Annotated in this window: 10 protein-coding genes and 1 pseudogene; 3 read left to right on the plus strand and 8 right to left on the minus strand. The window is 66.4% G+C overall.

What is annotated here, in order from left to right:
- Positions 1-10: 10 nt before the first annotated feature.
- The gene (locus AC5Y7D_RS08705; protein WP_499923119.1) at positions 11-3,124 is read right to left on the minus strand and encodes a Kelch repeat-containing protein; all 3,114 of its coding nucleotides are present in this window, start codon (positions 3,122-3,124) and stop codon (positions 11-13) included.
- Positions 3,125-3,260: 136 nt separating this feature from the next.
- Here AC5Y7D_RS08705 and AC5Y7D_RS08710 point away from each other — a divergent pair, with 136 nt between their 5' ends.
- Complete coding sequence (locus AC5Y7D_RS08710) at positions 3,261-4,103, plus strand: arylamine N-acetyltransferase family protein (RefSeq protein WP_499923121.1); 843 nt, start codon at positions 3,261-3,263, stop codon at positions 4,101-4,103.
- Here AC5Y7D_RS08710 and AC5Y7D_RS08715 read toward each other — a convergent pair.
- Genes AC5Y7D_RS08715 through fadD3 form a run of 5 tightly spaced genes read right to left on the minus strand, consistent with a single transcriptional unit; the run spans position 4,068 to position 9,808 of the window.
- Entirely contained in the window at positions 4,068-5,216 is a 1,149-nt protein-coding gene (locus AC5Y7D_RS08715; RefSeq protein ID WP_499923229.1) for a pyridoxal phosphate-dependent aminotransferase, read from the minus strand. The genes AC5Y7D_RS08710 and AC5Y7D_RS08715 overlap by 36 nt on opposite strands.
- A 14-nt stretch (positions 5,217-5,230) precedes the next feature.
- Positions 5,231-6,187 carry an acyl-CoA dehydrogenase IpdE2 gene (ipdE2, locus tag AC5Y7D_RS08720; protein ID WP_499923123.1) on the minus strand — a complete coding sequence of 319 codons (957 nt, stop codon included), beginning with the start codon at positions 6,185-6,187 and terminating at the stop codon, positions 5,231-5,233.
- A complete protein-coding gene (locus AC5Y7D_RS08725; RefSeq protein ID WP_499923126.1) occupies positions 6,184-7,119 on the minus strand; it encodes an acyl-CoA dehydrogenase family protein in 936 nt (311 codons plus the stop codon). Before AC5Y7D_RS08725 ends, ipdE2 begins: the two co-directional genes overlap by 4 nt.
- A gap of 8 nt (positions 7,120-7,127) precedes the next feature.
- Positions 7,128-8,264, minus strand: coding sequence for an acyl-CoA dehydrogenase family protein (locus AC5Y7D_RS08730; RefSeq protein ID WP_499923129.1), 1,137 nt, complete (start codon positions 8,262-8,264; stop codon positions 7,128-7,130).
- Between the two features lie 8 nt (positions 8,265-8,272).
- A complete protein-coding gene (gene fadD3 / locus AC5Y7D_RS08735) occupies positions 8,273-9,808 on the minus strand; it encodes a 3-((3aS,4S,7aS)-7a-methyl-1,5-dioxo-octahydro-1H-inden-4-yl)propanoate--CoA ligase FadD3 (protein ID WP_499923132.1) in 1,536 nt (511 codons plus the stop codon).
- 48 nt (positions 9,809-9,856) lie between these two features.
- On the opposite strand from fadD3, the gene ipdE1 reads away from it, so the two are divergent.
- Positions 9,857-11,005, plus strand: coding sequence for an acyl-CoA dehydrogenase IpdE1 (gene ipdE1, locus AC5Y7D_RS08740; protein ID WP_499923134.1), 1,149 nt, complete (start codon positions 9,857-9,859; stop codon positions 11,003-11,005).
- Positions 11,002-11,790: a (5R,7aS)-5-hydroxy-7a-methyl-1-oxo-2,3,5,6,7,7a-hexahydro-1H-indene-carboxyl-CoA reductase gene (gene ipdF / locus AC5Y7D_RS08745; protein WP_499923136.1), complete on the plus strand. Its 789-nt coding sequence runs from the start codon at positions 11,002-11,004 to the stop codon at positions 11,788-11,790. The genes ipdE1 and ipdF overlap by 4 nt, the downstream gene beginning before the upstream one ends.
- A 38-nt stretch (positions 11,791-11,828) precedes the next feature.
- Here the strand turns inward: ipdF and AC5Y7D_RS08750 are convergent, their stop codons facing one another.
- Positions 11,829-12,332: a pentapeptide repeat-containing protein gene (locus AC5Y7D_RS08750; RefSeq protein WP_499923141.1), complete on the minus strand. Its 504-nt coding sequence runs from the start codon at positions 12,330-12,332 to the stop codon at positions 11,829-11,831.
- A 212-nt stretch (positions 12,333-12,544) separates the two neighbouring features.
- A pseudogene (locus AC5Y7D_RS08755) lies at positions 12,545-13,566 on the minus strand (hypothetical protein); the annotation flags it as partial.

Here is a 13,566-nt window from a genome sequence, read left to right on the forward strand (position 1 = left end):
GGAAGTCGTGCTACATGAAGTCCAGCGCCTCGACGGTTGCGGTGCCCCCCTCGTGGGAAGGGCGGTTTGCGCCGCCGATCACATAGATCGTGTGGCCGACAGCCGCGACCGCCTCGCCGTGGCGCGCGGTCGGCATGGGCGGCAGCGTCGACCATTTGCCGTCGGCGATGTCATAAGCCTCGACCACAGCCAGCACCTGCGTCGGCTCTTCGCCGCCGATGGCCACCACCCGCCCGTCGATGAAGGTGGCGCCGTAGCTTCCGCGCGGCGTCGGCATGTCGACCAACTTGGTCCAGGTCCCGGCTTGCGGGTCGTACCGCTCGAAGGCCGCGGAGTTCTTGTCGGCCGACAGGAACCGGCCGCCGACGGTGTACACGTAGGTGCCGTCCGACACCGTCGCAAGATGCTCCCGCGGCGTCGGCATGTCTGCCGAGTCCTTCCACGAGTTGCCGTCGAAGACCTCGGTCTGCGGCACCAGTTGCTTGGCATTCTGCCCACCGACCACGACGAGCTTGTCACCAACCACCGCTGCCCCCGGCGCGGCCCGCGGATGGGTCAGGCTCGGCAACTCCACCCAGTTGTTGCCTCGCAACGCGAATACCTTGTTGGACGCCTCCGCGATGTTCTCGGTGGTACCGCCGAGCACCACCACCTCGCCGCGGTAGGTTGCCGCCGCGGCATGGTGCAGTCCCACGGGCAACGGCGGCCCGGTTTCCCATACACCGGTGCGCGGGTCGTAACTCTCGACGGTGGTCAACACCGTTCCGTTGTAGAGGCCGCTGATCACCCAGATCTTGTCGTTGGCCACCGTCCACGCCATCATCAGCCGGGGACTCTTGGCATCCGGCAGGGTGCGCCATTGCGCGGCGGGCTGGGTCTTGCGCGCCGGCAGGGTCAGCGCTTCGGCCGCCGACACTGCCTGCTGATCGCCGGGCCCGGTGGCGCCCCCGATCGCGTACACCGTCTTCTCCACCGCGGCGACCGCCATCCCGTGCCGCGCGCTCGACATGTCGGGCAATCCGTCCCAGGTCTTCGCCGTCAAGTCGAATACCGACACGGTCTTGAGGACTTCTCCGCCGGACAAGCCCCCGACCGCGATCAGACGGCCATCGGCGATGGCCACCCCGAGATCGCTACGGGGCCTCGGCAACGGAGGCAACGTCGTCCACGCCTTCGCGTCCGGGTCGTAAGCCTCGACGGCGGCCGAGTCGGTGGTTCCGCTGGCTCCGCCGACCACGTACACCAACTTGCCGTTGGAGGCGGCAGCGAGCATCTGCCGCGGCGTCGGCAACGGGGCGCCGAGGGTCCAGGACGTGCCGTCGAAGATCTCGGTCGTGTTGAGCAGCGCGCCGTTGGCGTCGACGCCACCGGTAACGATGATGCGGTCGCCGACCACCGCTGCCGCCGCGGCCGCCCTGGGCTGCAACAGACGTGGCAGTTCCACCCATCGGCTGTTGACCACCCGCCAAACCTGGTCCGTGGCACCAGTTTTGGTGTCGGTGGTCTTCCAGCCGCCCAGCACCACCGGGTTGCCCTGCCAGGTCACCGCCATGGCGCGCTGGACCGGAACGGGGAGGTTGTCACCGCCCTTCCATTCGTCGATGGCGGGATCGTATCCCTCGTGGCGCGCGGTGACGTTGCCGTCGCTGCCGATGCCGCCAAAGATCCAAACCGTGCCGTCGTCCTGGGTGGTTGCCGCCGCGTCACGGGCGATGCGCGCATTGGTGATCGGTTTCCACTGCACCGGCGCCTGAGTCCGCGGCTGACTGCTTGCGGTGGTGCTCTTGTTGTCCTTCGACACCGCGAGCAAGACGCCACCGGCGACCAGCAGCAGCACCACCGCGATGGCGCCGGCGATCAACAGGCGACTCTTCTTGCTCCCGGCTCCGGCCAGCCCTCGGAGGCCGCCGGCCTTGGCGGGCGGCGGGGCTTCGACTCCTTGCGGAACCTGCGTTCGGGTGTGCGTGGCGTGCGCATTGCGCAGGATTCTCGCGGCTTCGGCAGGGTCCTCCACCACGGCGGGCTCCGCGGCCGCGGTGCCGCCTGCGGGCGGGATCGACCGACTGATCGCCGAGGTCGGGTCTTCTGGTGGCCGGATGTGCCGGGTCGGGGCGTGCGTGTTCGACACTCCGGGGTCCGGCGGCTGAACTCCTCGTGTCGTCCCGGTCGACGCGGGCGGAGTTCCCGACAGACCCGGCCCCATGACCGTCGTACGCCCGGTGTTGTCTCCGGTGCTGGTGATGGCCATCGCATCGGGCTTGAGCCCGTTGTTGCGCTGCGCAGCCTGCAACTCGCGGCCGAACTCCTCGGCGGATGCCGGTCGCTTCTCCGGCTCGATCGACATCGCGTGTTCGATCGCCGAACACACCGCATCCGGGATTCCGTCCGGACGCATATCCGGGACCCCGGTCGAGCTGATCCGCAGATACTGGGCGATGAGGTCCTCGCCCTTCCGGCGCTCGTGCGCGGCATTGCCGGCGATGAGCGCGAAAATGGTGGCGCCCAGTGAGTAGATGTCAGCGACCACCGTGGCGGGGTTACCGGTCATCACCTCGGGAGCCGTGTAGTCGATGGTGCCGGAGAAGAACCCGGTCGCCGTCTCGTAGCCGCCGTCGATGTGGGCGATGCCGAAGTCGCTCAGTTGCGGCTCACCGTAATCGTTGATCAGGACGTTCGCCGGTTTGATGTCGCGGTGCAGGGTGCCGTTGCGATGCGCGGTTTCCAGTGCCCCGCACAGTTTCACGCCGATCCGCAGGGCCTCGGGCCACGGGATCGGGCCCTCGTGGCGCAGCCGTACCGCGAGGGAGTCGGCGGGGTGATAGGGCATCACGATGTAGGGCCGGTTGCTGACCGTCATCCCCACTCGAAGGATGTGGACGATGTTCGGATGCCCGGAGAGCCCGCCCATCGCGTACCCCTCGCGCAGAAATCGCTCCCTGCTCTCCTCGTCGAAGGATGACGGCAACACCTTGACCGCGACGTTTCGTCCCAGCGCCGTCTCGTAGCACCGATAGATCACCCCGGCGCCGCCACGACCGACCTGTCGGGCGTCCTCGAATCCGGCGGCGGTCAGTTCGTCGGCTATCCCGCCCGTTACCGGCGCGCCGTCGGGTTCCTCAGGCATGTGCTGACGCTTCCCCTCCGCTGCGATGGTTGTTTCGCGAGGTCAACAGTAGCGAACCTGACCTCGGGAAGTGCGGTTCTGACAACTATCGTCTTGCCGCAACGCGTTTGACGCGCAGGCACGTCAGAATGGCTGGATGGCACTGGATCTGAGGGCGTACTTCGACCGCGTCGACTATCACGGCGCCACCGAGCCGACCTTGGACGTGCTGCAGGCCCTGGTGACCGCCCACACGCGCAGCATCCCGTTCGAGAACTTGGACCCGCTGATGGGTGTGCCCGTCGATGACCTGAGCGCGGCCGCGTTGACCGAAAAGCTGGTGCACCGGCACCGTGGCGGCTACTGCTACGAGCAGAACGGCTTGATGGGATACGTGTTGGCCGAACTCGGCTTCCAGGTGCGCCGACTCGGAGGGCGCGTGGTGTGGATGCGCCCCCCGGACGCACCGATCCCCGCGCAGACGCACACGCTGCTCGCGGTGACTTTCCCCGGCTGCGCCGGGCCGTACCTCGTCGACGTGGGCTTCGGCGGCCAGACTCCCACCTCGCCGCTGCGCCTGGTCACCGGGGGTGCGCAGCAGACCACGCACGAGCAGTACCGCCTCGACGACCATGGCGACGGGTTGGTGTTGCAGGCCCAAGTCCGCGACCAGTGGCAGGCGCTGTACGAGTTCACCACCCAGACCCGCCCGCAGATCGACCTCGTGGTGGGCAGCTGGTACGTCTCGACGCACCCGTCGTCGCATTTCGTCACCGGCTTGATGGCGGCCGCGGTGACCGGAGACGGGCGCATGAACCTGGCCGGGCGCACCCTGACGATCCACCGTCCCGACGGCAGCGAAAAGATCCAGCTCGATGACGTGGCGGCCGTCGTGGACACACTCGGTGCGCGGTTCGGCATCGAGGTGCCCGATCCCGCAGCACTGGAGGCGCGCCTGGCGGAGCTACTGGCTCGGCAGCCAGGACCCGAGTCGGCCTAGCGCGGCTTCGATATCGCTCGTCGGCCCGGCGAACGACAGCCGCACGTAGGAGTTGCCCCGGGCCGGATCGAAGTCGATGCCGGGCGCGATCGCGACGCCGGTTTCGGCCAGCAACTTTGAGCAGAACCCCAAGGAGTCGGTGGTGAAGTCGGAGACGTCGGCGTAGACGTAGAACGCTCCGTCGGTGGGCGCCAGCCGGTCGACACCGATTCGGCGCAGACCGTCCAACAGCATCGAGCGGTTGACGGAATAGTGCTGAAGGTTGACCTCGGCCTCGGCGACCGATTCGGGACTGAACGCCGATACCGCGGCGATCTGCGACAGCACCGGCGGACAGATCGTGAAGTTCCCGGTGAGGCAGTCCACCGCGCGGCGCAACTCGGTGGGCAGCACCAGCCAGCCGAGCCGCCATCCGGTCATCGCGAAGTACTTGGAAAAGCTGTTGACGATCACCGCGTTTCGCGATGTCTGCCACGCGCAGCTGGTCTGCGGCGCGCCCTCGTAGACCAGGCCGTGATAGACCTCGTCACTGATCAGCCGCGCTCCGGACTCGTCGCACCACGAGGCGATCGCGGCCAGTTCTTCCGGCGGAATGACGGTCCCGGTGGGATTGGCCGGACTGGCGACGATGACACCCTGGACCGGGGGATCCAGGCCGGCGAGCATTTGCGCGGTGGGCTGGAACCGGGTCTGCGGCCCGCACGGGATCTCCACCACCTCACATCCCAACGCCGACAGAATGTTTCGGTAGCAGGGATAGCCGGGGCTGGCCATCGCGACCCGGTCGCCCACGTCGAAGCAGGCCAGGAACGCCAGCAGGAAGCCGCCGGAGGAACCGGTGGTGACCACCACCGCATCGGGCTCGACGGAGATGCCGTGCTGACGCTGGTAATCCGCGGCGATCGCGGCCCGCAACTCCGGGATGCCCAGCGCCACCGTGTAGCCCAACTGGTTGAGATGCAGTGCGGCCGCCGCCGCGGCGCGCACCGGCTCCGGGGCACCCACGCTGGGTTGGCCGGCGGAGAGGTTCACCAGGTCACCATGGGTGCGTTGACGCTCGGCCGCCGCAAGCCACACGTCCATCACATAGAACGGTGGGATGCCGGCGCGCATCGCGACCTGCTGGTTCACGATGTCGAGAGTACTTCGGATTCTAATCGGCTCAGCAGCTCTCGCGGTGAGTCGAGTAGTTGTGTACTGCCGTGTGCGCGCTTGAAATACAGGTGCATGTCGTGTTCCCAGGTGATCGCGATACCGCCGTGCAGCTGAATAGCTTCAGCGGCAACGGTATTCAGCGCCTCCGTAGCTGCCAGGCGCGCGGTGGCGGCATTGGTGGGACCGGGCGCGGTGCAGGCCTCGTCGACGACGGCGCGGGCTGCCGAGACCACGACGTACAGGTCGGCCATTCGGTGCTTGAGCGCCTGGAAGCTGCCGATGGGCCGGCCGAATTGCACCCGGCTCTTGGTGTACTCGACCGTGAGGTCCAGGCAGCGCTCCGCGGCACCGATCTGCTCGGCGGCCAACAGGATTGCCGCTACGTCGGCCAGGCCCGGGTCGTCGCCCAACGGTTCGGTCTCTTCGGGCTGGACTCTGGCCAGTCTGCGGGTCAGGTCCATGGTCGCGACGGGCTGCGCGCTGAACGTGGTCCATCTGCTCAGCCGGCCATCGGCGGCAGCGCACACGACGTCGGCGATGTCGCCGTTGACCACGTAATCCGGGTCCAGCACCAGCGCCCCGATGGAGCTACCCTCGGCCAGGGCGCCGAGGGTCTCTTCGTCGGGCGACGGTGCGGCCAGTAGCGCGAGTTCGGCCAGGGTGGTTCCCAGCAGCGGCGACGGCACCAGCGCGCGGCCGAGCTCCAGCAAAACCGTTGCCGCGTCGGCGAGTTCGCCGCCGGCCCCACCCAGTTCCTCGGGGACTACCAGCGCCGCCGCGCCGACCTGCTCGCACAACAGCTGCCACAGTGATTCGTCGTACCCGCGCTCAGACTCGATCGCGGCGCGCACCGCCGCCGGGCTTGCGTGCTTGGCTACCAGGGACGCCACGGTTTCCCGCAACATCTCCCGTTCTTCGCTGAGAGTCATAGCGCCTCCAGTACTCGGCGTCGGTGGGATTCCGTTGTGCCCCAGGCGGATCGCAGAGCCTGCACCCGCAACAGCAGCAGGGACAGGTCGTGCTCCTGCGTGAAGCCGATAGCGCCATGGGTCTGCAGAGCCGAGCGCGCCGCCAGCATCGCCGCTTCGCCCGCGGCGACCTTGGCCGCGCTGACGTCGCGCGGTTCCAGCGTGAGCGCTGCGCCGTAGACCAGCGGCCGCGCCATTTCGACGGCGATGTGCACGTCGGCGAGCTTGTGCTTGATCGCCTGATAGGAGCCGATCACGCGGCCGAACTGGGTGCGCTGCTTGGCGTAGTCGACGCTACCGGCCAGCAGCGCCCCGGCCGCGCCGATCAACTGGGCCGCGGTGGCCAGGACGCCGAACTCGTAAGCCTTTCCGGTGTCCGCCGGCCACGCCTCATCTTTGGCTCGGACGTCGTAGAGCCGCCGGCTGGGGTCGACCGAGTCGTGGCGGTCACCCGGTGTGCCTTCGGTGAAGCTTCCCTGTCCGGCCAGCAGCACCAGACCGGCGGTGTCCGCGTCGACGGCGCGGGGGACATCCGGGGGCAGCGCGACGGTGGCGATCAGCTCACCGGACGCGAGGTCCGCGCACCGTTGATCATCCGCGAGCAGAATCGGTGCGACGGCGATGGATTCGGTGACCGGCCCCGGTACGCACCAGCGCCCGAGGCGCTCCATCGCGACCACCAGATCCACCGGTGAGGCGTCGATACCGTCATGACGCTCCGGCACGATCAGCGCGGTGACGCCGAGGTAGGTCAGTTGCTCCCACACTTTCAGCCCGGGCCCGGTGTCCCCGGCCGACCAGGCGCGTACGGCGGCCGGTAGGTCGGCGGCGCCCAACGCGGCATCGATACTGGCAGCGAAGTCCCGCTGCTGTTCGTCGAGTGTAAAGTCCATCAGCGTTTCTACCCCTTCTTTTCTCGAGGTAGACCCAGCAGCCGTTCGGAAATGATGTTGCGCTGAATCTCGTTGGTGCCGGCGTAGATCGGGCCGCCCAGCGCGAACAGCAGGCCCTCGGTCCAGGGGCCGGCGAGTTCGGCGTCGGCGCCGCGGATGTCGAGTGCGGTCTGGTGCAACTCCACGTCCAGGTCCGACCAGAAAACCTTGGTGACCGAGGATTCCGCGCCCAGTTCCCCGCCACTTGCGAGGCGGGTGACCGTTTCGAAGGTCTGCAGCCGGTAGGCCTGGGCCTTGATCCAGCCGTCCGCCACGCGCTCGGCGAACTCCGGTGGTGAGCCGCTGTCCTTCCAGAGCCGCACCAGCCGCTCGGCCGCGGCGAGGAACCGGGCCGGGCTGCGCAGTGACATGCCGCGCTCGTTGCTCGACGTGCTCATGGCCGCCCGCCAGCCGTCGTTGGGCGCGCCGATGACGTCGTTGTCGGGCACGAACACGTCGTCGAGAAAGATCTCGCCGAACCCGGTGTCGCCGCCGAGCTGGACGATCGGGCGCACCGTGATGCCCTCGGCCTTGAGGTCGAACATGAGGTAGGTCAAGCCGTTGTGTCGCTGCGCGGTGGGGTCGGAGCGGAACAGCCCGAATCCCATGTCGGCGAACGGCGCCCGCGAGCTCCAGATCTTCTGTCCGTTGAGCAGCCAGCCGCCGTCGGTCTTGGTGGCGGTGGAACGCAACGACGCCAGATCGCTGCCGGACTCCGGCTCCGACCAGGCCTGCGCCCAGATCTGTTCGCCGCTGGCCATTTTCAGCAGGATCCGGTCCAACTGCTCTTCGGTGCCGTGGGCGAACAGGGTGGGCGCCAGCATCGAGGTGCCGTTGGCACTGGCCCGGCCCGGCGCGCCGGCCCGGAAGTACTCCTCCTCGTAAACGATCCAGTGCAGCAGCGGAGCGTCACGACCGCCGTACTTCTTCGGCCAGTTGATCACCGACAGGCCGGCGTCGAACAGCACCTTGTCCCAAACACGATGCTGGGCAAATCCTTCGGCGTTGTCGTACGACTTCGCCGGCATGAACTCCCGATTCGCCGCGAGAAAATCGCGCACCTCGGCCTGGAAGGCCAGCGTTGCTTCGTCCAGTTCTATGTCCATCGCAGATCCTAGGCCAACTCTCGCAGTTGTGGTTTGACCACCTTGCCGCCCGCGTTGCGCGGCAACGCGTCGAGGAAACGCACCGACCGTGGCGCCTTGAAGTTCGCCAGATGCTCACGCGTGTAGGCGATTACCGATTCTTCGTCAAGGTCTGAGCCGGGGCGGGGAACCACATATGCCCGTCCGACCTCGCCCAGACGCTCGTCGGGAACGCCGATCACCGCCGCGTCGGCGATGCCGTCCATCCGGGCCAAGACCTGTTCGACCTCGGCGGGATAGACGTTGAAGCCGCCGCAGATGTACATGTCCTTGAGTCTGTCGGTGATACGTAGGTTGCCGGTGGCGTCGACCACACCGATGTCGCCCGTGTGCAGCCAACCGTCGGCATCTATCGCTGCAGCCGTCGCCTCGGGATCGTCGAGATAGCCCAGCATCACATTGGGACCGCGTAGCAGCACTTCGCCTGTTTCGCCGTCGGTGGCGCCTTGAATGCGGAGTTCGAAGTCTGCGAACGGGCGTCCGCAGGTGGTCGCGACTGTCACCGCGTCGTCCTCGGCGCGACACATGGTGCCCATGCCGTTGGCTTCGGTCAGCCCGTAGGCGGTCAGCACGATGTCGATATCGAGCTCGGACTGCATGCGCTCCACCAGCACCACCGGGACGGTGGCCGCGCCGGTCACCGCGAACCGCAGTGAACGCAGGTCGTAGTTGCCGCGGGCGGGGTGATCGAGCAGGGTCTGGTAAATGGTGGGCGGCCCTGGCAACACGGTGATGCGGTGTTGCTCGATCGCCTGCAGCGCGCGCAGCGGGTCGAAGGTGAGATGCGGAATCAACGTGGCGCCGGTCTGCAGGCACGCCAGGATGCCGGCCTTGTAGCCGAAGTTGTGGAAGAACGGGTTGATGCACAGGTAGCGGTCGGCCCTGGTGATCTCGCCGTTCGCGGCCCAGGACGCGGAGGCGCCCAACGACTGCCGATGGGCGCACAGCACACCTTTGCTGCGGCCGGTGGTACCGGAGGTGAACAGGATGTCGCTGACGTCGTCGGGGGAGACGGCGGCCGCGCGTGCTTCGACCGCGGCGAGGTCGGTACCCCGGGCCATGAACTCGTCCCAGCTGCCATCGTTCTCGTCGACCGGGATCCGCACGATGTGCCGCAGTGCCGGCAGTGCGGCACGGTTCAGGTCGGCGGCCCGGTCAGCGCCCAGGAACTTCCCCGCCGCGAACAGCACCGGTGCCGCCGTTCGCGCGATGATGTCGGACGCCTCAGCGGCGGTATAGCGTGTGTTCAGCGGCACCATGGCCGCACCGGCGTGATGGATCGCCAGGCAGGCGACCACCCAGTGCCAGGTATTGGGCGACCAGATCGCCACCCGGTCCTTCGGCTGAACGCCGAGGGCGATGAGCGCGGCAGCGGCGCGATGCACCTCGTCGCGCAGAGCCGTGGCGGTGAAGCGGCGGTCCTCGGTGATCAGGACGTCATGGTCTGGGTGCAATTGCACCAGACGATCCAGCGCCGCGGGAACGGTGCGGGGATCGGTGACCATGGGGATACTCCTAACAAAGCAAGTGCTTGGTAGGTTAGCCTACAGGGTATGCAGGACGTCGAAGAGTTCCGGGCGGAGGTCCGCGAATGGCTCGCCGACAATCTGGTCGGTGAATTCGCAGCGTTGAAGGGACTGGGCGGCCCGGGGCGCGAGCACGAAGCGTTCGAAGAACGCCGGGCGTGGAACCAGCAGCTGGCCAAGGCGGGGCTGACCTGCCTGGGCTGGCCGGTCGAACACGGCGGTCGTGGGCTCTCGGTGGCGCACCGGGTGGCGTTCTACGAGGAGTACGCCCTGGCCGATGCCCCGGACAAGGTCAACCACTTCGGTGAAGAGCTGCTCGGGCCGACGTTGATCGCATACGGCACTCCCGAACAGCAACAGCGCTTCTTGCCGCACATCCTCGACGTCACCGAGCTGTGGTGTCAGGGATACTCGGAGCCCGGGGCGGGCAGCGACCTGGCCAACGTCTCGACCACCGCCGAACTCGACGGTGACCAGTGGGTGATCAACGGTCAGAAAGTGTGGACGTCGCTGGCGCACCTGTCCCAGTGGTGTTTCGTGGTGGCGCGCACCGAGAAGGGCTCCAAGCGGCACGCCGGTCTCTCGTATCTGCTTGTGCCGCTTGACCAGCCGGGTGTGCAGGTGCGGCCGATCATCCAGATCACCGGCACCGCGGAGTTCAACGAGGTGTTCTTCGACGACGCCCGCACCGACGCGTCGATGGTGGTCGGCCAGCCCGGCGACGGCTGGCGGGTCGCCATGGGAACGCTGACCTTCGAACGTGGTGTCTCGACATTGGGTCAGCAGATCGTCTATGCCCGTGAGCTTTCCAACCTGGCTGAGCTGGCCCGGCGCACCGGCGCCACCGACGACCCGTTCATCCGCGAGCGGCTGACCCGGGCGTGGGTGGGTTTGCGGGCAATGCGTTCGTATGCGCTGGCCACCATGGACGTAGAGCAACCCGGCCAAGACAACGTGTCAAAACTGTTGTGGGCCAACTGGCATCGTGCGCTCGGGGAGCTGGCGATGGACGTGGTCGGCAAGCCTGGCCTGGTCCTGAACGACGGCGAGTTCGACGAGTGGCAGCGGCTGTTTCTGTTCACCCGCGCCGACACCATCTATGGCGGATCCAACGAGATCCAGCGCAACATCATCGCCGAGCGGGTGCTCGGTCTGCCGAGGGAGGTCAAGGGGTGAGCTTGTCCGAAGTGCCCGAAGAGATTGCGGGACACGGGCTTCTGCCGGGCAAGGTGGTGGTGGTGACCGCCGCCGCGGGCACCGGCATCGGGTCGGCCACGGCACGTCGTGCGCTGGCCGAGGGGGCCGACGTGATGGTCTCCGATCACCACGAACGCAGACTGGGTGAGACGGCGGAGGCGTTGTCTGCACTAGGGTTGGGTCGCGTTGAGCATGTGGTGTGCGATGTGACGTCCACCGCTCAGGTCGACGCGCTGATCTCTTCCTGCACGGCCCGTTTCGGCCGCTTGGACGTGCTGGTCAACAACGCCGGGCTGGGTGGGCAGACGCCGGTGGCCGATATGACCGACGAGGAGTGGGACCGCGTGTTGGACGTGTCGCTGACGTCGGTGTTCCGTGCCACGCGCGCGGCGCTGCGGTACTTTCGCGATGCGCCGCACGGCGGTGTGATCGTCAACAACGCCAGCGTGCTGGGCTGGCGGGCTCAACACTCGCAGTCGCACTACGCGGCTGCCAAGGCTGGCGTGATGGCGTTAACCCGTTGCAGCGCAATCGAAGCCGCGGAGTACGGGGTGCGGATCAACGCGGTGTCGCCCAGTATTGCGCGGCACAAGTTCCTGGACAGAACCACCTCCGCCGAGCTGCTGGATCGGTTGTCGTCGCAGGAAGCATTCGGGCGAGCCGCCGAGCCGTGGGAAGTGGCGGCCACCATCGCCTTTCTGGCCAGCGACTACTCGAGTTACCTGACGGGTGAAGTGATTTCGGTATCCAACCAGCGCGCGTGAGCGTCCGCGTCGGTTCTGTTGACGTCTCCGCCTGAATCTCAAGCCAGTTCTTGCAGCAGTCGGGTGATGCTGAACAAGCCGGCCATGAAGGTGCCGCTGTTCACCAAGCCAGAGGTGTAACCGGCGATAGTTGGTCCGGTCAAGCTGGTCGGGACGGCGGCGTTGAAAAAGCCTGACGTCAATCCGGCAATGGTGCCGGCCCCGGCTACACCGCTGGCGGAATTGAAGAAACCTGACACGAAGCCATTGATTGCCGTCCCGTCGGCCGCCGTATTGTAGAAGCCGGACATATTTGTACCGGTATTTCCAATGCCCGAGCTGGTGGCCCCGCTGTTGGTAGAGAATCCGAAGCCGTTGTTGAAGGTGCCGGAACTGAAAAAGCCGGTGTTGCCGAGACCGGAATTCCCGCTGAACGTGTTGAAGCCGCCAGAGTTGCCCATGCCTGTATTCACCGGGCCGCTATTGAAAAGCCCGGTGTTGGTGGAGCCCGTATTTCCAATACCGGTGCTCACGTCGCCGGTGTTGCCGAAGCCAAAGTTCATGACGCTACCTTTGCCGATTCCGTCTCCACCGCCTGCGTCTGTGGTGGTCGGAGACCAGCACATCGGTGCCCGCAGAGCCGGTCAGACCCTGCCCCGCAGCAGCGCGTGGCCCGCAATCTCTTCGGTTCGTCTGGCCAGAGACTGGTCGATTTACCTGTCTGGCGGGGTGGTCTCGGTATTCAACCAGCGCCTGTGATCGCCGCCTTGGACGGTCAGGAGCCGAGGTTCCGTAACAATGCGGCAATGCTGAAGAAGCCGGGGATGCCGGATCCGGTGTTGAAGGCGCCGGAAACTAGGCCGGCGAAGCCAGGAAGAAAGCCTGTATCCGGGACGCCGCTGTTGAAGAAGCCCGAAACCTGTCGGTTGGCCGCAGCGCCGCTGACGCTGTTGAGAAAGCCTGATACCTGGCCGTTGCCAATTCCGGCGGGAACCGAGTTGTTGAAGCCGGATACGTTGGCGCCGGTGTTGTTGAAGCCCGAGTTTGCAGCGCTCACATTAGTAGTAGAGCCGAAGCCGGTATTTGTATTTCCTGAATTCCAGAAGCCGGTGTTCACGTTGCCTGAGTTTCCGTCGAATGTGTTCAAACTGCCAGAGTTGTCTATACCGGTGTTGAGGTTGCCCGCGTTGCCGAGGCCGGTGTTCAAGGAACCGGCGTTACCGAAGCCGGTGTTCAACTGCCCGGAGTTGCCCACGCCGAAGTTTCCGGTGCCCGCGTTGCCAAAACCTATGTTGCCGTTGCCCGAGTTCCCGAGCCCGATACCCTGAAGTTTGCCAAGTTCGGCAGGAATTGGGTTGGCGCCGGAGTTGAAGATGCCGACATTGCCGTCGCCCGAGTTGAAGAACCCGATGTTGTTCGTACCCGAGTTGAACAACCCGATGTTGCCGCTGCCGGCGTTCAGGCCGGTGAACTGAAGCTGGCCAGTTGCGGTGTTGTAGGCGGCACCACCAATCCCAATCAAGTTATTGCCCTGAAGGCCGAAGCCGATGTTGTTGTTACCGGTGTTCCCACCGCCGATGTTCCCGTTCCCGGTGTTTCCAAGACCAGTGTTGTTCACGCCGGTATTGCCGAAACCGATGTTGTTGCCGGTGCTAAGGCTGGTAGCTACGTTTCCCAGCCCGATATTGCGGGCGCCGATATTGCCCAGGCCGAAGTTGCCGTTGCCCGCGTTGCCGCTGCCGATGTTGGAGTTGCCGGCGTTGCCGCCGCCGAAGTTGCCGTCGCCCTTATTGCCGT

This window comes from Mycobacterium sp. NGS49, assembly GCF_059812565.1.

Excerpts from the sequence above, each read along its gene's own strand:
- AC5Y7D_RS08705 (WP_499923119.1), bottom strand. The coding sequence starts at position 3,124 with ATGCCTGAGGAACCCGACGGCGCGCCGGTAACGGGCGGGATAGCCGAC.
- AC5Y7D_RS08710 (WP_499923121.1), top strand. The coding sequence starts at position 3,261 with ATGGCACTGGATCTGAGGGCGTACTTCGACCGCGTCGACTATCACGGC.
- AC5Y7D_RS08715 (WP_499923229.1), bottom strand. The coding sequence starts at position 5,216 with ATGCGCGCCGGCATCCCACCGTTCTATGTGATGGACGTGTGGCTTGCG.
- ipdE2 (WP_499923123.1), bottom strand. The coding sequence starts at position 6,187 with ATGACTCTCAGCGAAGAACGGGAGATGTTGCGGGAAACCGTGGCGTCC.
- AC5Y7D_RS08725 (WP_499923126.1), bottom strand. The coding sequence starts at position 7,119 with ATGGACTTTACACTCGACGAACAGCAGCGGGACTTCGCTGCCAGTATC.
- AC5Y7D_RS08730 (WP_499923129.1), bottom strand. The coding sequence starts at position 8,264 with ATGGACATAGAACTGGACGAAGCAACGCTGGCCTTCCAGGCCGAGGTG.
- fadD3 (WP_499923132.1), bottom strand. The coding sequence starts at position 9,808 with ATGGTCACCGATCCCCGCACCGTTCCCGCGGCGCTGGATCGTCTGGTG.
- ipdE1 (WP_499923134.1), top strand. The coding sequence starts at position 9,857 with ATGCAGGACGTCGAAGAGTTCCGGGCGGAGGTCCGCGAATGGCTCGCC.
- AC5Y7D_RS08750 (WP_499923141.1), bottom strand. The coding sequence starts at position 12,332 with ATGAACTTTGGCTTCGGCAACACCGGCGACGTGAGCACCGGTATTGGA.